Source organism: Geobacter pickeringii (genome assembly GCF_000817955.1).
Taxonomy (GTDB): Bacteria; Desulfobacterota; Desulfuromonadia; order Geobacterales; family Geobacteraceae; genus Geobacter; species Geobacter pickeringii.
In genome coordinates this window covers 2,329,592-2,353,079 of record NZ_CP009788.1, presented here as the reverse complement: position 1 = coordinate 2,353,079, position 23,488 = coordinate 2,329,592, and the positions used below count along the sequence as shown (strand labels likewise).

The 23,488-nt window shown below is 62.5% G+C and carries 20 protein-coding genes; 18 read left to right on the top strand and 2 right to left on the bottom strand.

Annotation, left to right across the window (positions count from 1 at the left end):
- Window positions 1-59: 59 nt before the first annotated feature.
- Both GPICK_RS10585 and eno read right to left on the bottom strand, forming a co-directional pair.
- Window positions 60-1,490, bottom strand: coding sequence for a nicotinate phosphoribosyltransferase (locus GPICK_RS10585; RefSeq protein ID WP_039742985.1), 1,431 nt, complete (start codon window positions 1,488-1,490; stop codon window positions 60-62).
- Window positions 1,491-1,699: 209 nt separating this feature from the next.
- Window positions 1,700-2,992, bottom strand: a complete 1,293-nt coding sequence (gene eno, locus GPICK_RS10580) for a phosphopyruvate hydratase (protein ID WP_039742982.1) — start codon at window positions 2,990-2,992, stop codon at window positions 1,700-1,702.
- Between the two features lie 213 nt (window positions 2,993-3,205).
- On the opposite strand from eno, the gene GPICK_RS10575 reads away from it, so the two are divergent.
- From GPICK_RS10575 to fabZ, 18 genes are all read left to right on the top strand, one after another.
- Window positions 3,206-5,608 carry an HD family phosphohydrolase gene (locus GPICK_RS10575; protein ID WP_039742979.1) on the top strand — a complete coding sequence of 801 codons (2,403 nt, stop codon included), beginning with the start codon at window positions 3,206-3,208 and terminating at the stop codon, window positions 5,606-5,608.
- The gene (gene ybeY / locus GPICK_RS10570; RefSeq protein WP_039742977.1) at window positions 5,505-5,957 is read left to right on the top strand and encodes an rRNA maturation RNase YbeY; all 453 of its coding nucleotides are present in this window, start codon (window positions 5,505-5,507) and stop codon (window positions 5,955-5,957) included. Before GPICK_RS10575 ends, ybeY begins: the two co-directional genes overlap by 104 nt.
- A 67-nt stretch (window positions 5,958-6,024) precedes the next feature.
- A complete protein-coding gene (locus GPICK_RS10565) occupies window positions 6,025-6,732 on the top strand; it encodes a diacylglycerol kinase (protein WP_179944524.1) in 708 nt (235 codons plus the stop codon).
- A gap of 32 nt (window positions 6,733-6,764) precedes the next feature.
- Window positions 6,765-7,619 (top strand): hemolysin family protein, encoded by an 855-nt coding sequence (locus GPICK_RS10560; RefSeq protein WP_039742973.1) that lies wholly within the window; start codon window positions 6,765-6,767, stop codon window positions 7,617-7,619.
- Window positions 7,619-9,175: an apolipoprotein N-acyltransferase gene (lnt, locus tag GPICK_RS10555; RefSeq protein ID WP_039742971.1), complete on the top strand. Its 1,557-nt coding sequence runs from the start codon at window positions 7,619-7,621 to the stop codon at window positions 9,173-9,175. Before GPICK_RS10560 ends, lnt begins: the two co-directional genes overlap by 1 nt.
- Before the next feature lie 87 nt (window positions 9,176-9,262).
- A protein-coding gene (prfB, locus tag GPICK_RS10550; RefSeq protein WP_144400084.1) for a peptide chain release factor 2 occupies window positions 9,263-10,382 on the top strand; the annotation gives its coding sequence in 2 pieces (ribosomal slippage) (window positions 9,263-9,331 and window positions 9,333-10,382; 1,119 coding nt in all).
- Window positions 10,382-11,185, top strand: coding sequence for an NlpC/P60 family protein (locus tag GPICK_RS10545; protein ID WP_039742969.1), 804 nt, complete (start codon window positions 10,382-10,384; stop codon window positions 11,183-11,185). The genes prfB and GPICK_RS10545 overlap by 1 nt, the downstream gene beginning before the upstream one ends.
- A gap of 108 nt (window positions 11,186-11,293) precedes the next feature.
- The gene (locus GPICK_RS10540; protein ID WP_039742966.1) at window positions 11,294-12,535 is read left to right on the top strand and encodes a DUF1015 domain-containing protein; all 1,242 of its coding nucleotides are present in this window, start codon (window positions 11,294-11,296) and stop codon (window positions 12,533-12,535) included.
- Between the two features lie 19 nt (window positions 12,536-12,554).
- Window positions 12,555-13,019 (top strand): FKBP-type peptidyl-prolyl cis-trans isomerase, encoded by a 465-nt coding sequence (locus GPICK_RS10535; RefSeq protein WP_039742965.1) that lies wholly within the window; start codon window positions 12,555-12,557, stop codon window positions 13,017-13,019.
- 70 nt (window positions 13,020-13,089) lie between these two features.
- On the top strand, window positions 13,090-14,082 hold the full coding sequence (locus tag GPICK_RS10530) for a DUF4140 domain-containing protein (protein ID WP_039742963.1): 993 nt from the start codon (window positions 13,090-13,092) through the stop codon (window positions 14,080-14,082).
- Window positions 14,083-14,131: 49 nt separating this feature from the next.
- Window positions 14,132-15,373, top strand: coding sequence for an RCC1 domain-containing protein (locus tag GPICK_RS10525; protein ID WP_052263403.1), 1,242 nt, complete (start codon window positions 14,132-14,134; stop codon window positions 15,371-15,373).
- A 180-nt stretch (window positions 15,374-15,553) separates the two neighbouring features.
- Window positions 15,554-17,029, top strand: a complete 1,476-nt coding sequence (gene lysS, locus GPICK_RS10520) for a lysine--tRNA ligase (RefSeq protein WP_039742961.1) — start codon at window positions 15,554-15,556, stop codon at window positions 17,027-17,029.
- A gap of 68 nt (window positions 17,030-17,097) precedes the next feature.
- A complete protein-coding gene (locus GPICK_RS10515; RefSeq protein WP_039742959.1) occupies window positions 17,098-18,369 on the top strand; it encodes a lipoprotein-releasing ABC transporter permease subunit in 1,272 nt (423 codons plus the stop codon).
- Window positions 18,362-19,093 carry an ABC transporter ATP-binding protein gene (locus tag GPICK_RS10510; protein ID WP_052263402.1) on the top strand — a complete coding sequence of 244 codons (732 nt, stop codon included), beginning with the start codon at window positions 18,362-18,364 and terminating at the stop codon, window positions 19,091-19,093. Before GPICK_RS10515 ends, GPICK_RS10510 begins: the two co-directional genes overlap by 8 nt.
- A 29-nt stretch (window positions 19,094-19,122) precedes the next feature.
- Window positions 19,123-21,372 carry an outer membrane protein assembly factor BamA gene (gene bamA, locus GPICK_RS10505; RefSeq protein ID WP_236685536.1) on the top strand — a complete coding sequence of 750 codons (2,250 nt, stop codon included), beginning with the start codon at window positions 19,123-19,125 and terminating at the stop codon, window positions 21,370-21,372.
- 74 nt (window positions 21,373-21,446) lie between these two features.
- Window positions 21,447-21,968, top strand: coding sequence for an OmpH family outer membrane protein (locus GPICK_RS10500; RefSeq protein WP_039742954.1), 522 nt, complete (start codon window positions 21,447-21,449; stop codon window positions 21,966-21,968).
- A 2-nt stretch (window positions 21,969-21,970) separates the two neighbouring features.
- Window positions 21,971-23,011, top strand: a complete 1,041-nt coding sequence (lpxD, locus tag GPICK_RS10495) for a UDP-3-O-(3-hydroxymyristoyl)glucosamine N-acyltransferase (protein ID WP_039742952.1) — start codon at window positions 21,971-21,973, stop codon at window positions 23,009-23,011.
- 26 nt (window positions 23,012-23,037) lie between these two features.
- Window positions 23,038-23,478 (top strand): 3-hydroxyacyl-ACP dehydratase FabZ, encoded by a 441-nt coding sequence (fabZ, locus tag GPICK_RS10490; protein ID WP_039742950.1) that lies wholly within the window; start codon window positions 23,038-23,040, stop codon window positions 23,476-23,478.
- Window positions 23,479-23,488 lie beyond the last annotated feature (10 nt).

The following is a 23,488-nucleotide window of genomic DNA, read 5'->3' as shown; positions in this document are numbered from 1 at the left end:
GGTGTCCTCCCCGGGCAGTGGCCGTTCCGGCATCTCAGGCACGCTGCAGTGAATGGTGGCTAGCGCCGGTATCCCCGCTGCACCTCGTTCATCAGCTGAAGGCGCAGTTCGTTGAGCCTTCGGCTGACGGAAACCTTGTACCGGTGCGGATTGATAAAGCGGAGGCATCCCCGGGGGAGGCGTGCGAGCTGGTCTGCGGTGCGGTCGGCCAAGTCGTCGAGGGGGGGGCTCGGGGCGGTTCGCACCCCCTCGGCCATCACCGTCGACCGGAGTTCCACCAGGCGGGCCTCGCGGGGGATTGTCACGTACTGGAGCGGGTTGGTGGGGTCGTAGACCGTATCGCCGGGGAGGACTTCCTCCGCGTCGAGACAGATCACGTCCTGAATGAACGATCCGTCGGGCGCCACGGCACGCAGCAGGCGCTTGCGGTCGGGGAGGGTCGCCTTGGCGATGTCGCTCGTGACCTTCAGCCGCGGCCGGTCACCGATACGCACGAGCTTGTAGACCCCCCCCAGGGCGCCGCCGCCTTCGCCGGCGCAGGTGGCGAGCCTCGTTCCGACGCCGTAGATGTCGACCCGCCCCCCTTCGCTCCGCATCGATTCGATCACGTATTCGTCGAGCTCGTTGGAGGCGACGATCTTGACGTCGGGAAAGCCGGCCTCGTCGAACGCACGGCGGCTTTCCCGCGAGAGATAGGCGAGGTCGCCCGAATCGATCCTGACTCCCACGAGCTCGTGCCCCTGCTCGCGCAGTTCCCGTGCCACGGTGAGGGCGTTGGGGATGCCGCTCTGCAGGGTGTCGTAGGTGTCGACCAGCAGGACGCAGTTGTCGGGGAAGACCTCGGCATATTTGCGGAATGCAGTCAGCTCGTCGGGGAATGCCATGATCCAGCTGTGGGCATGGGTTCCCTTTACCGGGATGCCGAAGAGCTTTCCCGCCAGGACGTTGCTTGTGCTCCGCACCCCCCCGACATAGGCGGCGCGGGCTTCGCTCACCCCGCCGTCGGGGCCCTGGGCGCGGCGCAGGCCGAATTCGAGCACCGTCCCGCCGGCCGCGGCGTGGACGATCCGCGCCCCCTTGGTGGCTACGAGGGTCTGGAAGTTGATGATGTTGAGAAGCGCCGTCTCCACCAGCTGGGCCTGGGCGAGGGGGGCTTCTATTGTGAGGAGCGGCTCGTTGGCGAAGACTGCCGTCCCTTCCGGCATCGCCGTAATCCTTCCCGTGAAGCGGAAGGAGCGGAGAAAGTCGATGAAAGCCGGGCGAAAGAGTCCAAGCCCCTGGAGGTATTCGAGGTCGTCCTCGGCGAAGCGAAGTCCTTCAAGATAGGAGAGCGCCGGGTCGAGGCCGGCGAAAACGGCATACCCCCCCTGGAACGGGTTGTGGCGGAAAAAGAGATCGAATACTGCCGGGGTGTCGGCGATCCCTTCTTCGAGATAACCGGCAAGCATGGTGAGCTGATAGAGATCGGTCAGCAGCGGCGAATAGCGCATGATCCTCTCCGGGGGGACGAAATGGGGAGCAGTATAGCACACTCTCGCCAAGTGAGAGCTTCCAAATCACGCCACTCTGCCGTGCCGTTCGTTTTGTTGCTGCAGTCAAACATCCGTACAGTGAGAGTGGTTGACAGCCGACGACCGGAAACGGCGAGAGGCGGGATTGCTCCCGCCTCTCGCGTTCCGAAGGTTGTCAACCGATCGGGTTACTGCTTGCGGAGGTTGTAGAAAACCTCTTTGCCGCGGAACACGGCGGTGACGTCGAGCTCGTCCTGGATGCGGAGGAGTTGGTTGTACTTGGCGACACGGTCGGTGCGGCAGAGGGAGCCGGTCTTGATCTGGCCGGCGTTGACCGCCACCGAGAGGTCGGCCAGGGTCGTGTCCTCCGTCTCGCCCGAGCGGTGGGAGATGACGCAGGTGTAGCCGGCGCGCTTGGCCATCTCGATGGCGTCGAGGGTCTCGGTTAGGGTGCCGATCTGGTTCAGCTTGATCAGGATGGAGTTGGCGATCCCTTTCTGGATCCCCTCTTTCAGGATCTTCGGGTTGGTGACGAAGAGGTCGTCGCCGACGATCTGGATCCGCTTGCCGAGGCGCTCGGTGATCTTCTTCCAGCCGTCCCAGTCGTTCTCGGCCATGCCGTCCTCGATGGAGATGATCGGGTACTTGTTGACGAGGTTTTCGTAGAAGTCGATGAGCTCGTCGGCGGTTTTCTCGGGCTGCGCCTCGTTCTCCAGGATGTACTTGCCCTCCTTGAAGAGTTCCGACGATGCCACGTCGAGGGCGAGGAGGACGTCGTCACCCGGCTTGTAGCCGGCCTTGATGATCGCCTCCATGATCACTTCGAGCGCCTCCTCGTTGGACTTGAGGTTCGGGGCGAAGCCCCCTTCGTCGCCGACGGCGGTGTTGTATCCCTTGGCCTTGAGGACCGCCTTCAGGGCGTGGAAGATCTCGGCTCCCATCCGGAGCGCCTCGGAGAAGCTGCGGGCGCCGGCCGGCATGATCATGAACTCCTGGATGTCGACGTTGTTGTCGGCGTGGGCGCCGCCGTTCAGGATGTTCATCATCGGCAGCGGCAGTTCCTTGGCGTTGGAGCCGCCGATGTACTGGTAGAGGGGGAGTCCCACTTCTTCGGCAGCGGCCTTGGCCACGGCCAGCGAGACGCCGAGGATGGCGTTGGCCCCCAGGGTGCTCTTGTATTCGGTGCCGTCCAGCTCCAGCATCTTCTGGTCGATGCCGACCTGGTCGGTGGCTTCCATACCGATGATCTGCTCGGCGATGATATTGTTCACGTTGTCGACCGCCTTGAGAACCCCTTTGCCGAGGTAGCGGCCCTTGTCGCCGTCGCGGAGCTCCAGGGCCTCGCGCTCGCCGGTGGATGCCCCGGACGGAACCGCGGCCCGTCCCATCACGCCGGACTCCAGGAAGACCTCCACCTCCAGGGTCGGGTTGCCGCGGGAGTCGAGAATCTCACGTGCGTAAACATCGGTAATTTCACTCATTTATTGCCCCCTTGCATAAAATGTGGACAGGTTGTGCTACCCTGCGCAAAACAGATGAATGTATATCAAAGGGCGCAGAAAATGGAAACAGATTTAATCAACATTCACGGGAGTTGACAGGCTCACGGGGACAACGCTATAGTTCTTTTTTGGGCCGGTTTTCCGGCGCGAATCCACGCACATTTCATCGACCGAGCAACACCAGACCATACCATGCCCCCACAAAGCGGCACCACCGAGCAGGATATACAGGGTTCGCTGACGCGTCCCCTGGCGCGCATCCTGGACAACCTCCTCGAACGGTTCTCCTCGTCACGCCATCAGCAGAGGAACCGGCGCATCCTTCTCCTTCTCACCGCCCTCGTCCTCACGTTCCTCATCATACCCCGCCAGGAGTTCATGTCCGCGCGGTACCAGGCGGGCGACATCGCCACGGCCGACATCCGTGCCACCCGCGACTATCTCCTCGAAGACCGGGAGTTGACCGAGAAAAAACGGAAGGAGGCCGAGGCGGCGATTCCGTACGTCTACGGCTTCAATCAGTCGGGCGATGCCGAGATGATCGGCCGCTTCGAGCAGGCGCTGCAGCTGCTGCGCGACGCCGCCGGCGGGGCGGGGGCCCCGTCCCTGGGGGAGGGGCTCCGGGGGATATTCGGCAGCGATGTCTCGCCGCCGGAGATGGCGGCGCTCATGCGTCTCGGCTCCGATCCCGCCGTTTTTGACCAGGTCCGGCAGATCGCGGCGAGAATCCATGCGCGCAAGATCGTGGCGGACCGGCGGACGTTCTCGGCCGACAATGCCCATGGGGTCGTCCTGGTGGATCAGGCGAGTGGCGAGCCGCTCGGCAAGATGGATTACACCGTCGTCCCCCTCAGTACGGGCGATGCGGTAAAGCTGCTGGAAGGGACGAAGCTCTCCGCGGAGGGGCTGTCCCCCCGTGAAGGTGCGGTCGTCATGGGGCTCGTCGCCAAGGCGCTTCGCCCCAATCTCGTCTACAATCGGGAGCTCACCGAAACCGCCCGGAAGAGGGCGCGGGAGGCGGTGAGCCCCGCCCTGATCCAGGTCAAGCGCGGCGAGATGATCGTCCGCGTGGGGGAGCGGATCACGCCGGAACAGGCCCAGAAGCTCGAGATGCTCTCGTCAGCCCGACAGGACATCAACCGCTTCTTCGTCGGGTTCGGCCTCTTTGGGCTCGTGCTGGTGGTCTTCTACTTTCCGTACCGGTTCGCCCGCAAAAACATCCGCAAGTTCAATCCGACCACCAAGGATCTCACCCTCATCGCCCTGATCACCGTCGGCATCTTCTTTGTCCACAAGATCGCCTTCACCATTTCGGCAGCCATGGGGACGCCGTTTCCCGCCATCGATACCGCCGATTACTTCTATCTCTTCCCCTTCGCCGTGGGGCCGATGCTGATCCGGATTCTCCTGAACTCGGAAGTGGCGATGGTCTTTGCGGCCATCACGGCTCCGCTCCTCGGCGTGATGTTCAACAACAGCCTCTTCGTCGTGCTGTACGCCCTCCTGGGGGGGATCGTCGGCGCCCACGGCGTTCGTCACTGCAAGGACCGGACACGCATCTACACGGCGGGGTTGAAGGTGAGCGTGGTGAACTTCGCCATGGCGCTCGCCTTCCAGACGATGAACGACAATTTCCTCTCGATCCAGACCCTCTGGAGCGCCGGCTTCGCCCTGGCCGGCGGCCTCGTCTGCTCGGCCATCGTGACCGGGACGATCCCGCTCATCGAGACGCTCTTCCACTACACCACCGACATCAAGCTCCTGGAACTTTCGAACCTCAATTCGCCGATCCTGCGGGAACTCATGGTCCGGGCTCCCGGCACCTATCACCACAGCGTCCTGGTGGGGAACCTCGTGGAGGCGGCGGCCGAGGCGATCAACGCCAACCCGCTCCTGGCGCGGGTGTCGGCGTACTACCACGACATCGGCAAGGTGAGCAAGCCACAGTACTTCATCGAGAATACGGGGGGAGGGGAGAACCGGCACGACCGCCTCGCCGCAAGCATGAGCGCCCTCATCCTCATATCCCACGTCAAGGAAGGGGTCGAGCTGGCCAAGGAGCACCGGCTGGGGCGTCCAATCATCGACATTATCCGCCAGTCCCACGGCACGGCCCTCATGAGCTTTTTTCACCAGAAGGCGAAGGCCCAGGCAGGCGATGGGCAGACGGTGGACGAGCGCGACTTCCGCTATCCCGGCCCCAAGCCCCAGTCGCGGGAGGCCGGCCTCGTGATGCTGGCCGACTGCGTGGAGGCCGCGTCCCGCACCCTCACGAACCCGACTCCGGACCGGATCCAGGGGCTGGTGCAGAAGATCATCAACAACATCTTCATCGACGGTCAGCTTGACGAGTGTGAACTGACCCTCAAGAACCTCCATGAAATCGCCAAGAGCTTCAACCGGATCCTGGCCGGCATCTATCACCACCGCATCGATTACCCGGAGCCGGCCTACAAGGAGAAGGACAAAACCACCGGAGGAAAGAAACCGAGTGAAGGTAGCGATAACGAACCGCCAAAGACGCCATCGGATCGAGACGAAACGCCTAAGAAAGGTGGCGGAGAAGATATTAGACGCCTTGGGATATCCCGATAGCGAGCTGTCGGTGGTCATCACCGGCGACCTCGGCATCAGGCGCGTGAACCGCGAGTATCTCGGCAAGGACCGTCCGACCAACGTCATCTCGTTCGCCATGGGCGAGGGGGAGTTCGGCGGCATCAATCCCGACGTCCTCGGCGATGTGATCATCTCTGCCGACACGACGGCCCGGGAGGCGGAGGAGGGGGGGGGCGCCTTCTGGTCCCGGCTCTCATTCCTGCTGCTCCACGGCATCCTCCACATCACCGGCTACGACCACGAGCGGAGCGGCGAGGCGGAAGCCCGGCGGATGGAGGCGAAGGAGCGGGAGATCTTCGTGCTCCTCGAGAGGGAAGGGCTTGTCTAGCGCGGAGCCTCCGAGACGCGGCGTTGCGGTGCTCCCCCCGGAACCGCTGGATCCGAACGGCGACCCGGTGAAGCCGACCCGCTTCATCGACTCCGTCAACTGCGCCATCGAGGGGATCTTCTGGGCCACCCGCACCCAGAAGCATATGCGCCGGCATTTCATTGCAGCGCTCGTGCTCCTCTTCGCGGTCCTCTTCCTTCGGGTCTCACCCCTCGAGTTCACGCTGCTGGCGGTTTCGGTTTCGTTCGTCCTCTTTGCCGAGCTTCTGAACACGGCGGTGGAGGCGGTGGTCGATCTGGTCTCGCCCGACTATCATCCCGTCGCCAAGACCGCCAAGGATGTGGCCGCCGGCGGAGTCCTCGTGGCAGCCATCGGCGCCGCGGTCATGGGGTACCTGATCCTCTCGAAGTACATTTTTCCCATTTACAAGGAGATGCTCGGCATGATAGGTACCCCGACGGAGATGGGGACGGTGGTCGCCCTCCTTTCGGTCATCATCGTGGTGGTGATTCTCAAATCGGTCTCCGGCCGGGGGACACCGCTGGAGGGGGGGCTGCCGAGCGGCCATGCCGCCCTCGCCTTTTCCATTGCCACGGTGGTTTCGCTAACGACCCAGGATCCCATCGCCTCGATCCTGACCATCTGTCTGGCGGTCATGGTGAGCCACTCGCGACTGCTGCTCCGCATCCACTCCCTGCGCGAAGTGATCCTCGGCGCCGTCACCGGCACGGCGATTACCGCGGCAGTGGTTATGCTGTTCCGTTTCCTGAAGTAAACACGTCAATTCGAGAAGGGGGAGACAAGGCCTTGGATGAAGGCTCTGGCAGGAAAAGTTCCGGACTGATCGACATGCTCGGCAGATTCCTCACGGGGAAGAAGCGGATCACCGAAGAGGAGATCCAGGAGCTGATGGATGCCAGCGAGGAAGAGGGGATCATCAACCAGGAAGAAAACGAGATGATCCGTTCCATCTTCGAGCTGCGCGACACGGTGGTCCGCGAGATCATGGTGCCGCGCACCGACATGGCCAGCGTCCCGGTTGACGCTTCGGTGGGGGAGGTGCTGAACACCATCATCAGCTGCGGTCACTCCCGCATCCCGGTCTATGACGGCACCGTCGACAACATCACCGGCCTGATCTACGCGAAGGATCTGCTGAAATACTGGGGGACGGGGGACGCCGCCATCAGCATGAAGCGGATCATGCGCACCCCGTACTTCATCCCCGAGACCAAGAACCTGGAAGAGCTCCTTCAGGAGTTCAAGCGCAAGCGGGTCCACATCGCCATCGTCATCGACGAATACGGCGGCACCTCGGGGCTCGTCACCATCGAGGACCTTCTGGAGCAGATCGTGGGCGACATCCAGGACGAGTATGACCTGGAGGAGGAGTGGCTTGTGGAGGAGCCCGGCGGATCGGTCCTCGTCGACGCACGGCTCCCGATCGAAGAGCTGGAGGAGCATTTCGGGGTCGAGATCGCCCGCGACAAGTTCGACACCGTGGCGGGGCTCATTTTTCACCTCACGGGCCGCATCCCCATGGTCGGGGAGGAGATCGAGAGCGACCATCTGCGGATGACCGTTCTCGAAGCGGGAGAGCGGAACATTAAGAAGGTACGGATCGCCCGCCGGGGCGCCGAGGCCGGGGAGGCCGACGCGTAGTGGATTACCGCCGGTTCCGCATGCCCGCGTTCAACGCCGTTCCGCGGCGCGATTACCTGATGGCGCTCCTGTCGGGAATATTGCTCGCCCTCTCGTTCCCGAGCCCCGGGTTCTCGGCCCTTGCCTGGATCGCCTTCGTGCCGCTGCTCCTCGCCTGCGGCCGGAAAGACCCCCGCAAGGCATTCCGTCTCGGCCTCGTCACCGGCCTCTCCGCCTACGCCGGAATCCTCTACTGGATCAACATCGTCGTCACCACCTACGGCAAGCTGCCGTGGTCGGTGAGCATCTGCCTCTTCTCGCTGCTGGTGGCCTATCTTGCACTCTATCCCGCCATCGTCACCCTCCTGGTGCGGCGTGGCGAAGAGCGGGGGATCTCGCTCCTCATCTCCTTCCCGGTTCTCTGGGTAGGCCTTGAGTACGTCCGCGCCTTCATCCTTACCGGCTTCCCCTGGGCGAGCCTCGGCTACTCCCAGTACAAGATCCTTCCCCTCATTCAGGTGGCGGACGTGACCGGGGTCTACGGGCTGAGTTTCCTCATTGCCTTTGCCAACGCGGTATTCTATCGGCTCATCCGCGGCTTTGTCGGGAAGGAGCGCGCCCCCTATCCGCTGAAGAGCGTGGCGCTGCTCTTCGGGCTGATGGCCGCCACCGTCGGATACGGCTTCAACCGCCTCCACCTCCCCGAAACCGGCACCCCCTTTACGGTTGCCCTGATCCAGGGGAACATCGATCAGAACATCAAGTGGGATCCCGCCTTCCAGGAGGCGACGGTCTCCATTTACGAACGGCTCTCCCGCAAGGCGTGCGCCACCGGCCCGGTGGATCTCGTCGTCTGGCCGGAGAGTGCCGCTCCGTTCTATTTCCAGGACGAAGAGAGATACGCCGCGCGGATCAAAACCCTGGCGAAGGAGCTGAGCAGCTGCGCCGTGGTCGGCAGTCCCGCCTACGTGAAGGACGGCGGGGAGGTCAAGTACCTGAACAGCGCGTTCCTGCTCTCCCCGTGGGGGGAGGTGGTGGGACGCAGCGACAAGATCCACCTGGTCCCCTTCGGCGAATACGTGCCGATGGCGAAGCTCCTCCCCTTCGTGAACAAGCTGGTGGCCGGCATCGGCGATTTTTCGCCGGGAGCGCGGATCGCATCGCTCAAGACCGGCAAAGGGGAGATCGGCATCCTTGTCTGTTTCGAGGGGATCTTTCCCGAGCTGTCCCGGGCCTATGTCAGGGCCGGGAGCCGTCTCCTCGTGAACATCACCAACGATGCCTGGTTCGGCCGTTCGTCCGCTCCCTACCAGCACCTCTCCATGACCGTTTTCCGCGCGGTGGAGAACCGGGTGCCGCTGGTACGGGCCGCCAACACCGGCATTACCTCCATCATCGACGGCAAGGGGCATGTCCGGGGGATGACGCCGCTCTTCACCGAGGCGGTCCTCAACGGCGAGGTGAGACTCGGCGGAGAGGAAAGCGTCTACACTCGCTATGGCGACATCTTCGCTTGGGGATGCCTGGTGGCCGGAGCCGTTCTCATGGTCCTGTCGTTCAGGAGAAAGAAGGCGTAGGGGCGAATCTTGTATTCGCCCTGAAGGAATGGGCGATCACGAGGATCGCTCCTACTTGCGAATTAACCATTATAAAGGAGCAGCTCCATGTTCAGAGAAGAAGTTGCACGGGTCGAAAACCTCGCTGAGAGGATTGCCAAGCTCCGGGGGTCTCTTTGACATAGATGCCAAGCGTGAGGATATCCAGGAGATGGAGGCCGAGATTGCGGCCCCCGGCTTCTGGGACGACAACGACAAGGCACAGCAGGTGCTGAAGGAGCGGACCCGCCTGGAGAAGGCCATTGACCTCTGGGACCGGGTCCACCGCCAGGCCGAGGATATCCGGGTTCTGATCGAACTGGGAGAGGAGGCGGGGGACGAGGCGACCCTCGACGAAGTGCGCGTCCTCAACGAGCAACTGGAGAGAGAGGTGGAGGGGGCCGAGTTCCAGCGGATGCTCTCCGGACCCCACGACAAGAACGCCTGCTTCTTTTCCATCAATGCCGGCGCCGGTGGCACCGAGGCCCAGGACTGGGTCGAGATGCTGCTCCGGATGTATCTCCGCTACTGCGAGCGCAAGGGGTGGAAGACCGAGATCACCGACTACCAGCCGGGGGATGAGGCGGGGGTCAAATCGGCCACCTTTACGGTTGACGGTGAGTACGCATACGGCTATCTTAAGGCCGAAGCCGGCATCCACCGCCTCGTGCGGATATCCCCCTTCGATTCCAACGCCCGTCGGCACACCTCGTTCGCCTCGGTCTTCGTCTTTCCCGAGATCGAGGACGACATCGACATCAAGATCGTCGAATCGGATCTGCGGATCGATACCTATCGCTCCAGCGGCGCCGGCGGCCAGCACGTGAACACCACCGATTCGGCCGTCCGGATCACCCACCTTCCCACCGGCCTCGTGGCGGCCAGCCAGTGCGAGCGCAGCCAGCACATGAACAAGGCGACCGCCATGCGGATGCTCCGCGCCAAGCTCTACGAGAAGGAGCTCCAGGAGCGGGAGGCCCAGGCCGCCGAGCTGGGGGGAGAGAAGAAGGAAATCGGCTGGGGGAGCCAGATCCGCTCCTATGTCCTCCACCCGTACAAGATGGTGAAGGATCTGCGTACCGGCGTGGAGACCGGCAACCCCGACGCGGTCCTCGACGGGGACCTGGAGGAATTCATCGTCGCCTTCCTGATGGGAGTGCGGCGCGATGTGAAGGATACCGTCGACTGATGTCACGCACGCTGCTCAATTTCATCATTGCCGCCCTCATCTGCTTCTCGGCCGCCACCGGCTGCGCCACCCCCCATGCCGGCATCTCCCGGCTCGGGTACGCCATCCAGGTCGGCGCCTTCTCCGACGTAAAGAACGCCGAGCGCCTCACGGCCCGGCTCCAGGTCCGGGGGATCGAGGCGTTCTACTTCAAGCGCGAGAACGGTTTCTACGCCGTCCGGTTCGGTGACTTCCCGACAAAGGAGGCGGCCCGCACCAATGCCCGGAAGCTCGTTTCGGACGGGATGATCGGCGCCTATTTCATCGCCCCTCCCCAGGCATTCCCCTCGGAGAGGCACGAAACTGTCATCTCTAAGAAGGCGCCCGAGCCGTCACTCTCCCCCCTCCCCGACGAAACCCGCAAGAAGCGTGAACCGGCGAGAGGGGACCGCGATATGGGGGCCATTGCCGCCCGCACCGCCGAGCGGTTCGTCGGTATCCCCTACCGCTGGGGGGGAGATACGGTGGTGGACGGGATGGACTGCAGCGGCTTCGCCCGCGCGGTCTACAACCTGTGCGGCGTCAGTATTCCCCGCACCTCCCGCGAGCAGTTCCGGGTGGGGGATGTCGTCGGCCGCGACGACCTGAAGGACGGCGATCTCGTCTTTTTCGGCTCCTCCGAGCAGAGCATCAATCACGTCGGGATCTACATCGGCGACGGCAAGTTCGTCCATGCACCCCGCCGCGGTGACGACATCAAGATTTCATCCCTTGAAGAGAGCTACTTCACCAAGAAGTTCATGGGGGGTCGGCGGTATTTCTGAGCTTCCCCTACGGCCGGAGCACCGCCCGCCGCCACGCAACCAAAGATGTGGCGACAGGGTGGTTTCGGCACCGGAGGGGGCAACAATCCGTTTCGTTCGAGGTATTGCATGGCACTGATAAAACCATTCCGGGCGGTCCGCCCGCCGAAGCATCTTGCCGAGAAGGTGGCGGCTCTCCCCTATGACGTCATGAACGTCACGGAGGCACAGCGGATGGCCGCGGGGAATCCCTGCAGCTTTCTCCACATATCCCGGCCGGAGATCGATCTTCCGGCGGAGACCGATCCCTATGCCGATGCGGTCTACACGGCGGGACGGGAGAACCTGCAGCGCTTCATGGCGGAGGGTACCCTTGCCCAGGACCCGGAGGCATACTACTACGTCTATCGTCAACGGATGGGGGGGATCGCCCAGACGGGGCTCGTGGTCTGCGCCGGCGTGGACGACTACGAGAGCGGCGTCATCAAGAAGCATGAGCTGACCCGGGCCGACAAAGAGGAAGACCGGGTGAAGCACATCGATTATCTGGATGCCAACGACGAACCGGTCTTCTATACCTACCGCAACGAGCCGGCCATCACCGCGCTTGTCGCGCGGGTCGCCGAAGGTGAGCCCGAGTACGACTTCACCACTGACGACGGTGTGGGGCACACCCTCTGGGTGGTCCGCGAGCGTGCCGTTATCGATGAACTGACTGACCGCTTTGCCGCCATCCCCACGCTCTACGTGGCCGACGGCCACCATCGGAGCGCTGCGGCGGGGAGGGTGCGGGGGCTCCGCCGCGCCGCGAATCCGCACCATGGCGGTGCCGAGGAGTACAACTGGTTCCTCACCGTCATCTTCCCCGACAGCGAGATGAACATCATGCCGTACAACCGGGTCGTGAAGGACCTGAACGGCCTTTCCGCGGCCGAGTTCATGACGCGAGTCGGCGACCGTTTCGATGTCACGCCGGTGGAGACGCCGTTTTCCCCCGCCGACCGTCACGAGTTCGGCATGTACCTGGAGGGGCGCTGGTACCGGCTCACGGCGAAACCGGGAAGCTATGACGAGGCAGAGACGGTTTCCCATCTCGACGTTTCCATCCTCCAGAACAACCTCTTAAGCCCCGTGCTGGCGATCCGCGATCCCCGCACCGACCAGCGGATCGCCTTTGTCGGCGGCATTCGCGGCATCAACGAACTTGAGCGCCTCGTGGCCGAAGGGAGTTTCCGGGTGGCGTTTGCACTCCACCCCACCTCCATGGAGGAGTTGATGCAACTGGCCGATGCCGGGGAGATCATGCCTCCGAAATCGACCTGGTTCGAGCCGAAGCTCCGAAGCGGGCTCTTCGTTCATCTTCTCTCGTAGGGAATAGTGGGAGGTAATCGTGAGATCAGTCGAAAAACTGCTTGTCCTGTTGCTTCTGGTGGCGGCCATTGCCATTGCGGCCTGTTCGGACAGGGAGGCGAAGCCCACGGGGAGCGCCAAACCGGGAATTTCCACCGCCGCCATGACCAAGACACCGTCGGGGCTCGCCTATCAGGATCTGGTGGTGGGGACGGGACCGGAGCCGACCCGGGGTAAGCCGGTGAAGGTCCACTACACCGGATGGCTTGAAAACGGCACCAAGTTCGACAGTTCCGTGGACCGGGGTGAGCCGTTCATTTTTACCATCGGCGCCGGCGAGGTCATCCCGGGGTGGGACGAAGGGGTCATGTCAATGAAGGTCGGCGGCAAGCGGAAGCTCGTCGTTCCGCCCCAGCTCGGCTACGGCGCCGCCGGGGCCGGCGGGGTGATCCCCCCCAACGCCACCCTCATTTTCGAGGTGGAGCTCATCGACGTCGTAAAGTGATCTGCCAGGCACCGTGCCGAAATGGTGCCGTATTGCCTGAGATGCCAATCTGTTGGGCCAGGGAGGGCCTATGAAGTTTCTGCTCGCGTTGTTGATCGTGCTGTCGGCGGCCCCGGCTCATGCCGCCGGCAGGAGTATCACCTATTACCTTGACGGTGCCCGGTTTGAAGAGGAATCTGCCGCCACCAGGGGGTATCTGGAGATCGCCCTGCCCGCCGCCGTGGTGCCGGATTCCTTGAGAATCAGACCCCTTGCCGGCAGCTCCATCGCCCGGGTCGAGATCCAGAAGGCCCGGCCGACTCCGAAGCGCGAGAAAGAGCTCGACGCCCTTCTGGAGCGGAAACGGCGGCTGGAAGACCGGCTTCGGGCGCTGGAGGTGCGCGAGGATATCTTCAAGGCAGCGGCCAAGTCCCAGAGCAGCAAGGCGCCCCGCAAGACGAAGACGAACCCGGAACCGATGGAGACCATCCGGAAGGGGACCGAGTTCGCCGTGGCGCAGCTCGAGGTGGTCTATCGGGCGCGGCGCAGCGCCGAAGACGGCATCAAGGCGGTGGAGGCACGGCTGTCGGCCCTGAGGAAGGAGGGGGGAGTCGGCGGGAGTGTCGCCCGGGTCTGGGTGGGCGGCAAGGGGCGCATCACCGCCAGCTACCTGGTGGCCGGGAGCGGCTGGACACCTGTCTATGATTTTCGGCTTGATGGCTCCGGGGCGATGGACGTCACCCTCCATGCGCTCTTCCCCCGGCCGGACAAGGGGACGACGGCGGCGGTCGTGGCCGCCCCCCTTGCGGCGACGGACAAGGAGGCTTCCCGCCGGGCCATCGCCGCTCCCTTCGGAGAAGTGCTGAAGTTTCACGTGCCGGCCGTACGAGAGATCGGCGGGCAATCGGGGCCGGAGGGGATGGCGGTTTCCTTCGTGAACGGCGCCGGCGCCCCCCTTCCGCCGGGAGAGGCCACCATCTTCCGCTCCGGAGAGTACCTCGGTAAGGCTGCCTTCAAAGGTGTTCAGCCGGGAGCCACGGGAGAGGTTGTCCTCTGCAAGGGGTTCACGGCTGCTCTGGATTGAAAAAGACCCCGGTCAATCGGTATCTGAATTCACTGTGACGGAGAGAGATATGCACAAAACGTTCGGTCGTACCATGTTCATCATTGCCGGCTTCGGCTTCGGCCTCCTCCAGGGGTGCGGCGGCGGTGGCGGCTCATCGACGACGACCTTCCCTGCCACCACCTCCACCTATTACACCCATAGCGTGGCGTTCAAGGGGTATTCGGCCGCCTTTGGCCGCTATAGCAGTTCCAACCTCTTTTCGTGGGGAAACAACGCCTTCGGTCAGTTGGGGATCGGTTCGACCACGAACACCTCGACCCCTGCGGCAGTTGCTGCTCCGTCCCGCTTCGCCGGGTTCTCGGTCGGCTCCAACCATACCCTTGCGTTCATTCCGTTCCGGAACACGAGCTCCGTCTGGGCCTGGGGGCACAACGGCTCCGGACAGCTGGGCAACGGCTCCTCGGGTAACGCAAACAGTTCCACCGTTCCCCGCGGGATCTCCGGTCTCCCCAACGTCGCGGCGGTTGCCGCCGGTGGCTTCCACAGCATGGCCCTTGCCAACTATAGCAGCCTCTATGCCTGGGGAAGCAACAGCAACGGGCAGCTCGGTCGAAATGCGGGGGGTGATAGTGCGCTGCCGGTTTTTGCCTACGATCCTCTTGCTGGCGCCCCATTCCGCCATGTGAAGCGCATCGCCGCCGGAGGTCTCCACAGTGTCGCTTTGAGGACGGATGGTTCCGTCTGGACGTGGGGAAGCAACAACTATGGGCAGCTCGGACTCGGTGATACCGTTGACCGGTATGCGCCGGTCCAGGTTTCTCTGCCGGGTCCGGTGAAGCTGATCGCCGCCGGCGGGGCCTTCAGCGTGGTGGTGACCACCGACGACAGGATCTATGTCTGGGGATACAACGGGTTCGGCCAACTGGGCCAGAATCCGGCGTCCCTTCCTTCCAGCAGCACTCCCCAGCAGGTACCGATTACCGGTATCGGCACGATCAAGGCCGTCGCCGCGGGGCTCGACCATATCCTCGTCATGAACAATCAGGGGACGATCTGGGCCTGGGGGTACAACGGCTACGGCCAGCTCGGCAACGGGACGACGGCCGACATCAATTCTACCCCGGTGTCGATCGGGACCTTCGACAGCACCCTTCAGATCGACGGCGTGAGCCCCATTCTCGCCATCGGGCACCACTCTCTCGCCTTCCAGCAAAGGCATCTGACGGGATGGGGGTATAACGTGTCGGGACAGCTCGGCAACGGGACGACCGGCAACAGCAGTTCGCCCGTTCGGGTATCCGGTTTCTAGCGGATCAGGAGCCGCACCCGCTGTGGCCGGAAGGGATGCAAGCCCGCGTCAGTCGTGGTCTTGCGGCTGCCGAACGGCGCGCGCCGGACCCCCTTTTTGCTTGACGGGGGCGAAGCTGTTCGGCTATACAGGCAAGTTGTGATTACGGCCATTCCGGCCCTGAAAGGAACGAAGCAGGCGATGGAAGAACTGAGTGAATTGTTGCTCCAGAGAAGACGCAAGGTCGATGCCCTCTGGGAAGCGGGGATTAATCCCTATCCGAACGATTACAAGCCCGAGCATACCTCTGCCGATGTGGTGGCTGCCTACGGAGATGTGGAAACCATCGAGGAGGAGCCCCGGACTTTCTCCGTTGCCGGCCGGATCATTGCCCGCCGTTCCTTCGGCAAGGCCGCCTTCATCCAGCTCCAGGACCGCAAGGGGCGGATGCAGCTTTACGTCCGCAAGGACACCGTCGGTGACGAGGCCTTCGAGAACTTCGAGTCGTTCGATATCGGCGACATCGTCGGTGCATGCGGCACGCCGTTTCGTACCAAGACGGGTGAGCTGACCCTCAATGCCACTTCCATCCGGCTTCTCACCAAGTCGCTGCTGCCGCTCCCCGAGAAGTTCCATGGCCTCACCGACGTGGAGACCCGCTATCGCCAGCGGTACGTTGATCTCATCGTCAACCCCGAGGCGCGTGACGTCTTCTTCAAGCGTTCCCGGATCGTCAATCTGATCCGCGAGTTCATGGTGAAACATGACTTCCTCGAAGTCGAAACGCCGATGATGCAGCCGATCCCCGGGGGGGCCACGGCGAAACCGTTCGTGACCCACCACAATGCGCTCGATATGGAGCTCTACCTTCGGATTGCGCCGGAACTCTACCTGAAGCGCCTTGTGGTGGGCGGGTTCGAGCGGGTTTTCGAGATCAACCGCAACTTCCGCAACGAGGGGATCTCGGTCCGTCACAACCCCGAGTTCACCATGATGGAGTTCTACCAGGCCTATGCCACCTTCGAGGACCTGATGGACTTCACCGAAGAGCTCCTCTGCCATGTGGCCCAGGAGGTCCTCGGTACCCTCGACTTCACCTACCAGGGGGTGGAGATCAGCTTCCAGCGTCCGTGGAAGCGGCTCACCGTCAAGGAGGCGATCCTCGAGTACGGCGCCATCGACGCCAAGTCGCTGGAAGACCGCGATCTCGCCTTCGCCTATGCCCAGCGGATCGGCCTCGATCTCCCGGCGGACACCGGATATGGGAAGCTCATCACCGAGATTTTCGAAGAGGTGGCCGAGCCGAAGCTGATCCAGCCTACCTTCATCACCGCCTACCCGACGGAGGTGTCGCCGCTTTCCCGCAAGAATGACCACGATCCCGAGATCGTCGACCGCTTCGAGTTCTTCTGTGCCGGCCGGGAGATGGCCAACGCCTTCTCCGAGCTCAACGATCCGGTGGACCAGAAGGAGCGGTTCCTCGCCCAGGTGGCCCAGAAGGCCAAAGGGGACGAGGAGGCCCACTACATGGATGAGGATTACATCCGTGCCCTGGAGATCGGCCTGCCGCCCACGGCGGGGGAGGGGATCGGCATCGATCGCCTGGTAATGCTCCTGACCGATTCTCCATCCATTCGCGACGTCATCCTCTTCCCCCAGCTGCGGAAGGAAAAATAGCGGACTGGGGCTGGCAAATCCTCCGATTCAGCGTGCCAGCCCCCAGTTTTGAGTATCCAGGCCCACCCATGCCCTACGAACTGTTCATCGGCCTCCGTTATCTGAAGGCAAAACGGAAGTCGACCTTCATTTCCATCATAACCTTCATCTCCACTGCCGGCGTGACCCTCGGCGTGATGGCCCTCATCATCGTTCTGGCGGTCATGACCGGCTTCGAGGAGAGTCTCAAAGAGAAAATTCTCGGGACCAATGCCCACATCGTGGTGCTGAAGAGCGGCGGCGTGATGGAGCAGTACGACCGGGTGCTGGCGCAACTCGGCAAGGTCAAGGGGGTTGTGGCCGAGACGCCGTTCATCTACAGCCAGGTGATGCTCTCGTCGGGCAACAACGTTTCCGGGGTGGTGCTCCGCGGCATCGACACCAAGACCGACCCCCTCGTCACCAATCTCCACCGCTCCCTTGTGGACGGGAAGCTCTCCGATCTCGACCTTGCCCCGCCGCCGCTGGCCGGCCAGGCTTCCGAGAAGCCCGGCATCATCATCGGCAAGGAGCTTGCGCGCAACCTCAACCTCTACACCGGCGACACCATCAACGTCATCTCCCCCATGGGGAACATCACGCCGCTGGGGATGGTGCCGAAGATGCGCCAGTTCAGGGTGGTCGGCATCTTCAATACCGGCATGTTCGAGTATGACTCGACCCTTGCGTACGTAAGTCTTGGCGAGGCTCAGGATTTTCTCTCCCTGGGGAATGCGGCGACCGGCGTTCAGCTCAGGGTTGCCGATGTCTACCACACCGGATCGCTGGTCCGCGAGATCAACCGCCAGCTCGGCTTTCCCTACTACGCCCGGGACTGGATGCAGATGAACAAGAACATTCTTTTTGCGTTGAAGACCGAAAAGATGGTAATGTTCATCATTCTGACCCTGATCGTGCTGGTGGCGGCCTTTGGCATCGCCTCAACGCTCTTCATGGTGGTCCTCGAGAAGACCAAGGATATTGCCATCCTCAAGTCGATGGGGGCAACGGGGCGAAGCATCATGAAGATATTTGTCCTCGAAGGGCTCATCATCGGCATCTCCGGGACAGGTCTCGGGGTGATCGGCGGGTTGGGGGTGGCGTGCAATCTGGAGCCGATCGTCGACTTCATCCAGCGGATGACGGGGTTCGAGCTCTTCAGCAAGGACGTTTACTACCTCGACCATTTTCCCTCCCAGGTGGTGCCGTCGGATGTGCTGCTCGTCTCCGTGACGGCAATCCTCATTTCCCTGGTGGCGACTCTCTATCCATCGTGGCAGGCGTCGCGGCTTCCCCCGGCGGAGGCGCTCCGGTATGAGTAAGCTGCTGGAAGTTGTCGGCCTCCACAAGAGCTACGGAACCGGCGATGCCCGCGTCGAAGTGCTCAAGGGGGTGGATCTGTCGGTGGAGGAGGGGGAGACCATCGCCCTGATCGGGGCGTCGGGGGCGGGGAAGAGTACACTCCTCCACATCATGGGAACTCTCGATCGGCCCACCTCGGGAACGGTCCTGTTCGGGGGCGAGGAGATATTCCGCAAAGGGGATGCGCCCCTGGCGGAGTTTCGCAACCGCTCCATCGGCTTCGTCTTTCAGTTTCACCATCTCCTTCCGGAGTTCACCGCTCTCGAGAATGTGATGATGCCGGCGCTGATCGGCGGGGCCCGTCGTAGCGATGCGGCGGAACCGGCCCGGGAGCTCCTGGCCGAGGTGGGGCTTGCCCACCGCCTGACCCACAAGCCGGGGGAACTTTCGGGAGGAGAGCAGCAGCGGGTGGCCATTGCCCGCGCCCTTCTCCTTTCACCGCGTTTGCTCCTTGCCGATGAACCGACCGGCAATCTTGACATAAAGACGAGTGACGAGGTCCACGAGACCCTGTCCCGGATTCACCGCAAGCGGGGAATCACCCTGGTCATCGTTACCCATAACGAGATTCTGGCCTCCCGCATGGGGAGGACGGTCCGCCTTGTTGACGGCCGGATCGAGGCCGACGAGCCGCGGATCTCTCCGACGCATCCCACATCAAACGTTCTCCCGGGGGAGAAGTGAGACGGTTACACGCGATAACTTACGGAATCATGGCGGCATTGGTCGTCACTGCGCCGAGTGCTTTTGCCGAGGGTGAGAAGATCGTCGACCTCAAGGTCAAGGGGAACCGGCGGGTCGAATCGGCCGCCATCCTGAACGCGGTCAAGCTCAAGACAGGCGACGTCCTGTACGACGAGAAGGTCGATGCCGATCTGCGCGCCATCTACAAGCTTGGTCAGTTTCAGGATGTCAAGGCCGAGACCGAGAAGTCGGACGGTGGAGTGACACTGGTCTACGCGGTGGTCGAGAAGCCGATCATCCGCGAGATCAAGATCGAGGGGAACAAGGAACTTTCCGTCGACAAGGTTCGCGATGCCCTGGGACTCAAGGCCAACTCGATCTTCTCCCAGAAGGAGCTTTCCCAGGCTGCGAAGAAGGCGAAGAAGCTGTACAACGACGAGGGATACTACCTTGCGGAGGTGAATGCCCGCAGCGAGGCCCGCGGCAACGACATCCGGGTTGTCGTTTCGATTACCGAGGGGGAAAAGGTCCTCATCAAGGCCATCCGGTTCGAGGGGAACAGGGTGTTCACTCCCCGCAAGCTGCGCGGCGTCATGGAGACCCAGGAGAAGTGGTTCCTCTCCTGGCTGACCGGCGCCGGGACCTACAAGGACGAGGTTCTCAAGAACGATGCGGCGCTGATCGCCGACCTCTATTTCAACAACGGCTACATCAACGTCAAGGTGGGGGAGCCCGAGGTCAAGCTCCTCCCCGATAAGAGCGGCCTGGAGGTAACCATCGGGATCACCGAGGGGGAGCAGTTCCGTACCGGCTCCATCTCGTTCAAGGGGGATCTGCTGGAAAAGGAGAACGTCCTTGCCGCGGCCCTCAAGCTGAAGTCCGGCGAGGTATTCAGCAGGGGGAGCCTGCGTGCCGACGTCCAGACGCTGACCGATCTTTACGCTGACAAGGGGTTCGCCTTCACGAACGTCAATCCGCTTTCCAAGGTGAATCCCGACCAGAAGACGATCGATATTACCTTCGACTTCGAGAAGGGGGAGAAGGTCTATATCGACCACATCAACATCACCGGCAATGCCAAGACGCGCGACAAGGTTCTGCGCCGCGAGATAAAGGTGGCCGAAGGGGAGACCTACAGCAGCACCGGCCTCAAGAAGAGCAAGCAGAATCTCATGAACCTCGGTTTCTTCGAGGAGGCGAACATTGCCACCACCAAGGGGAGCGCCGACAATAAGCTCGACGTGAATGTGGAGGTGAAGGAGAAGCCGACCGGCACGTTCAGCATCGGCGCCGGCTACAGCTCCCTTGACGGCATTATCGGGCAGGGATCCGTGTCCCAGGGGAACTTCCTCGGCCTCGGCCTCAAGGGGAACCTCTCCGCATCTCTTGGCGGAAAGTCATCCACCTACAATGCGGGCCTTACGGACCCCTATTTCCTGGATTCCCGCTGGACTCTCGGCGCCGACGTGTACCGGACCGAGCGTGATTACCTCGATTACACGCGGCGCGCCACCGGTGGCGATATCAAGGCGGGCTATCCCCTCACGGAGAACCTCAGCACCCTCTGGGTCTACAAGTACGAAGACAAGAAGATCTTCAACATTTCCCAGGCCTTGAAGGTGGTACCCGAGACCACCTCGACCATCAGCTCCATAACGGGGGGGCTGACGCGCAATACTACCGATTACCGCTTTGATCCGACCACCGGCATGGTGAACAATCTGTCGGTGGAGTTCGCCGGTCTCGGCGGTTCGAACCGGTTTGTCCGGTACATCGGCGACACGGCGGTGTTTTTCCCGCTGAAGTGGAGCACGGTTTTTTCGCTCCGGGGGATGCTCGGGTACATTCAGGGGATCGGCAGGGATATCCCGATCGACGAAAAATTCTATGCCGGCGGCATCAATACGCTCCGCGGCTATCAGGGGCGCAGCGTGAGCCCTGTTCTCAATACCACGACGGCGACCGACAATGTCCAGGGGACCGGCACCACGACCCGGGCATACGTCGGCGGCGACAAGGAAGCGATCTTCAACGCCGAGTACACCCTGCCACTCATCAAGGATGCGGGGCTCAAAGGGGTTCTCTTCTTCGATGCCGGCAACGTCTACGGCGACAACCAGAGCATGCTCTCCAGCTTCCGGATGAGCTACGGTGCCGGCATCAGGTGGACCTCCCCCCTGGGGCCGCTCCGCCTTGAGTACGGCATTCCGCTCAATCCCCGGGAGGGGATCGACAAGAAGAGCGGGCGGTTTGAGTTCTCCATCGGGAGCTTCTTTTAGCCGGCTTGTTAATCAATCCAATTGATTGATTCATCTATCGGATCACCAGAACGCATCACGCAAAAGGAGAAACAATGAAAAGGATCGTTGCAGCAGCTGTTGTCTCGTTGTCACTCATGGCCGCCCCCGTTGCCTTCGGCGCCGACGGCGTCAAGCTCGGCTATATCGACATGCAGAAGGCTCTCAACCTTTCCGAGGCGGGGAAGGAAGCCAAGGAGCAGCTCGCCGCCAAGGTGAAGAAGTACCAGGACGAGATCAACGGCAAGCAGGAGGAGCTCAAGAAGCTCAAGGATGATCTTGAGAAACAGAGCGTTCTCCTCTCCGAGGCGGCCCGCAGCGCCAAGGAGAAAGATTACCAGCAGAAGCTCAAGGAGTTCCAGCGCTTCACCAAGGATGCCCAGGACGAGCTCCAGGCCCGGGACGAGGAGTTCACCAAGAAGATCATCGAGGAGCTGGAGCGGCTGGTCCAGGAGTTTGGCCGCAAGAATGGCTATACCTTCATTTTCGTTCGCAATGAGGGGATGATCTTCGTGGACGACAAGGCCGACGTGACCGACGAAGTCCTCAAGAGTTTCAACTCCACCCGGAAGAAGTAGCGATGGCCGCGGGGAGAACGCTCAAGGAGCTGGCGGACTACCTGGGGGGAACCGTGGCCGGTGACGAGGGAAAGACCGTCATCGGCGTGGCGAGTCTCGACGACGCCACCGTCGACCAGGTTACCTTTCTGGCCAACCCCAAGTATGCTTCCAAGGTCGCGACCACAGGGGCAGGGGCCGTTGTCCTCCCCCCGGGGGCCGATCGCCATGGCCGCAATGCCATCGTCGTGGCGAATCCCTATCTCGCCTTCGCCAAGATGCTGACCCTCTTTCACGTGGCTCCCCGTCCGTCCCGGGGGATTATGGAGGGAGCGCGGATCGGTGACGGGGTGACGGTCGGAGCGGATGCGACGATCTATCCGGGAGCCACCATCGGGGCCGGCGTGACGCTGGGCGACCGGGTGACCATTCATCCGGGTGCGGTCGTGTACGAGGAGGTCTCCGTCGGCGACGATGTGACGATCCATGCCAATGTCGTCGTGTACCAGGGGTGCCGGATCGGCAACCGGGTGACGATTCACGCCGGGACAGTCATCGGGTCCGACGGATTCGGCTATGCCCCCGATGGCGAGGGGTACTACAAGATTCCGCAACTGGGAATCGTCTCCATTGAGGACGATGTGGAGATCGGCGCCAACACCACCATCGACCGTGCCGCACTCACCGCCACGGTCATCGGCCGGGGGACGAAAATCGACAACCTGGTCCAGATCGCCCACAACTGCGTCATCGGCCAGAACTGCACCATCGTCTCGCAGGTTGGCATTTCCGGCAGCACCAGGCTCGGCAACCGCGTCACACTCGCCGGACAGGTGGGGGTGGCGGGCCATCTCTCCATCGGCGACAATGTGATGGTGGGGGCCAAGTCCGGTATCCCGGGGAACATCCCTTCCGGTTCCCTCGTGAGCGGCATCCCGGCCTTCAGCCACCGCGAATGGCTCCGTTCCATGGCGGTGGTCCCCAAACTCCCCGATCTGAAGAAAACGGTTGCCGCCCTGGAGAAAAAGGTCGCGGAGCTGGAAGCGCGTCTCGCCTCTGAATAACGTCATCCCCCCCGAAGGAGCATCAGATGCTTGATATCAATGAAATCATGAAAATTCTCCCCCACCGTTATCCGTTCCTGCTTGTCGACCGGATCGTGGAGATCGAGGAAGGGAAACGGTGCGTCGGGATCAAGAACGTCACGATCAACGAGCCGTTCTTCCAGGGGCATTTCCCCGGCCATCCGGTCATGCCGGGGGTTCTGATCATCGAGGCGATGGCCCAGGTGGCCGGGATCATGGCCTATCTCGCCTCCGATGACGAGACCCGCAATAAGGTGAGCTATTTCATGGCGATCGACAGCGCGAAGTTCCGTCGGCCGGTGTTCCCGGGGGACCAGCTCCGGATCGAGGTGGAGACGACCCTCAACCGGCGCGGGATCTGGGGGGTGAGCGCCAAGGCCTACGTAGACGGCAAGCTGGTCACCGAGGCAGAGCTCAAGGCGACCTTTGCGGACAAGGAGAAGTAGCGCACCGGCG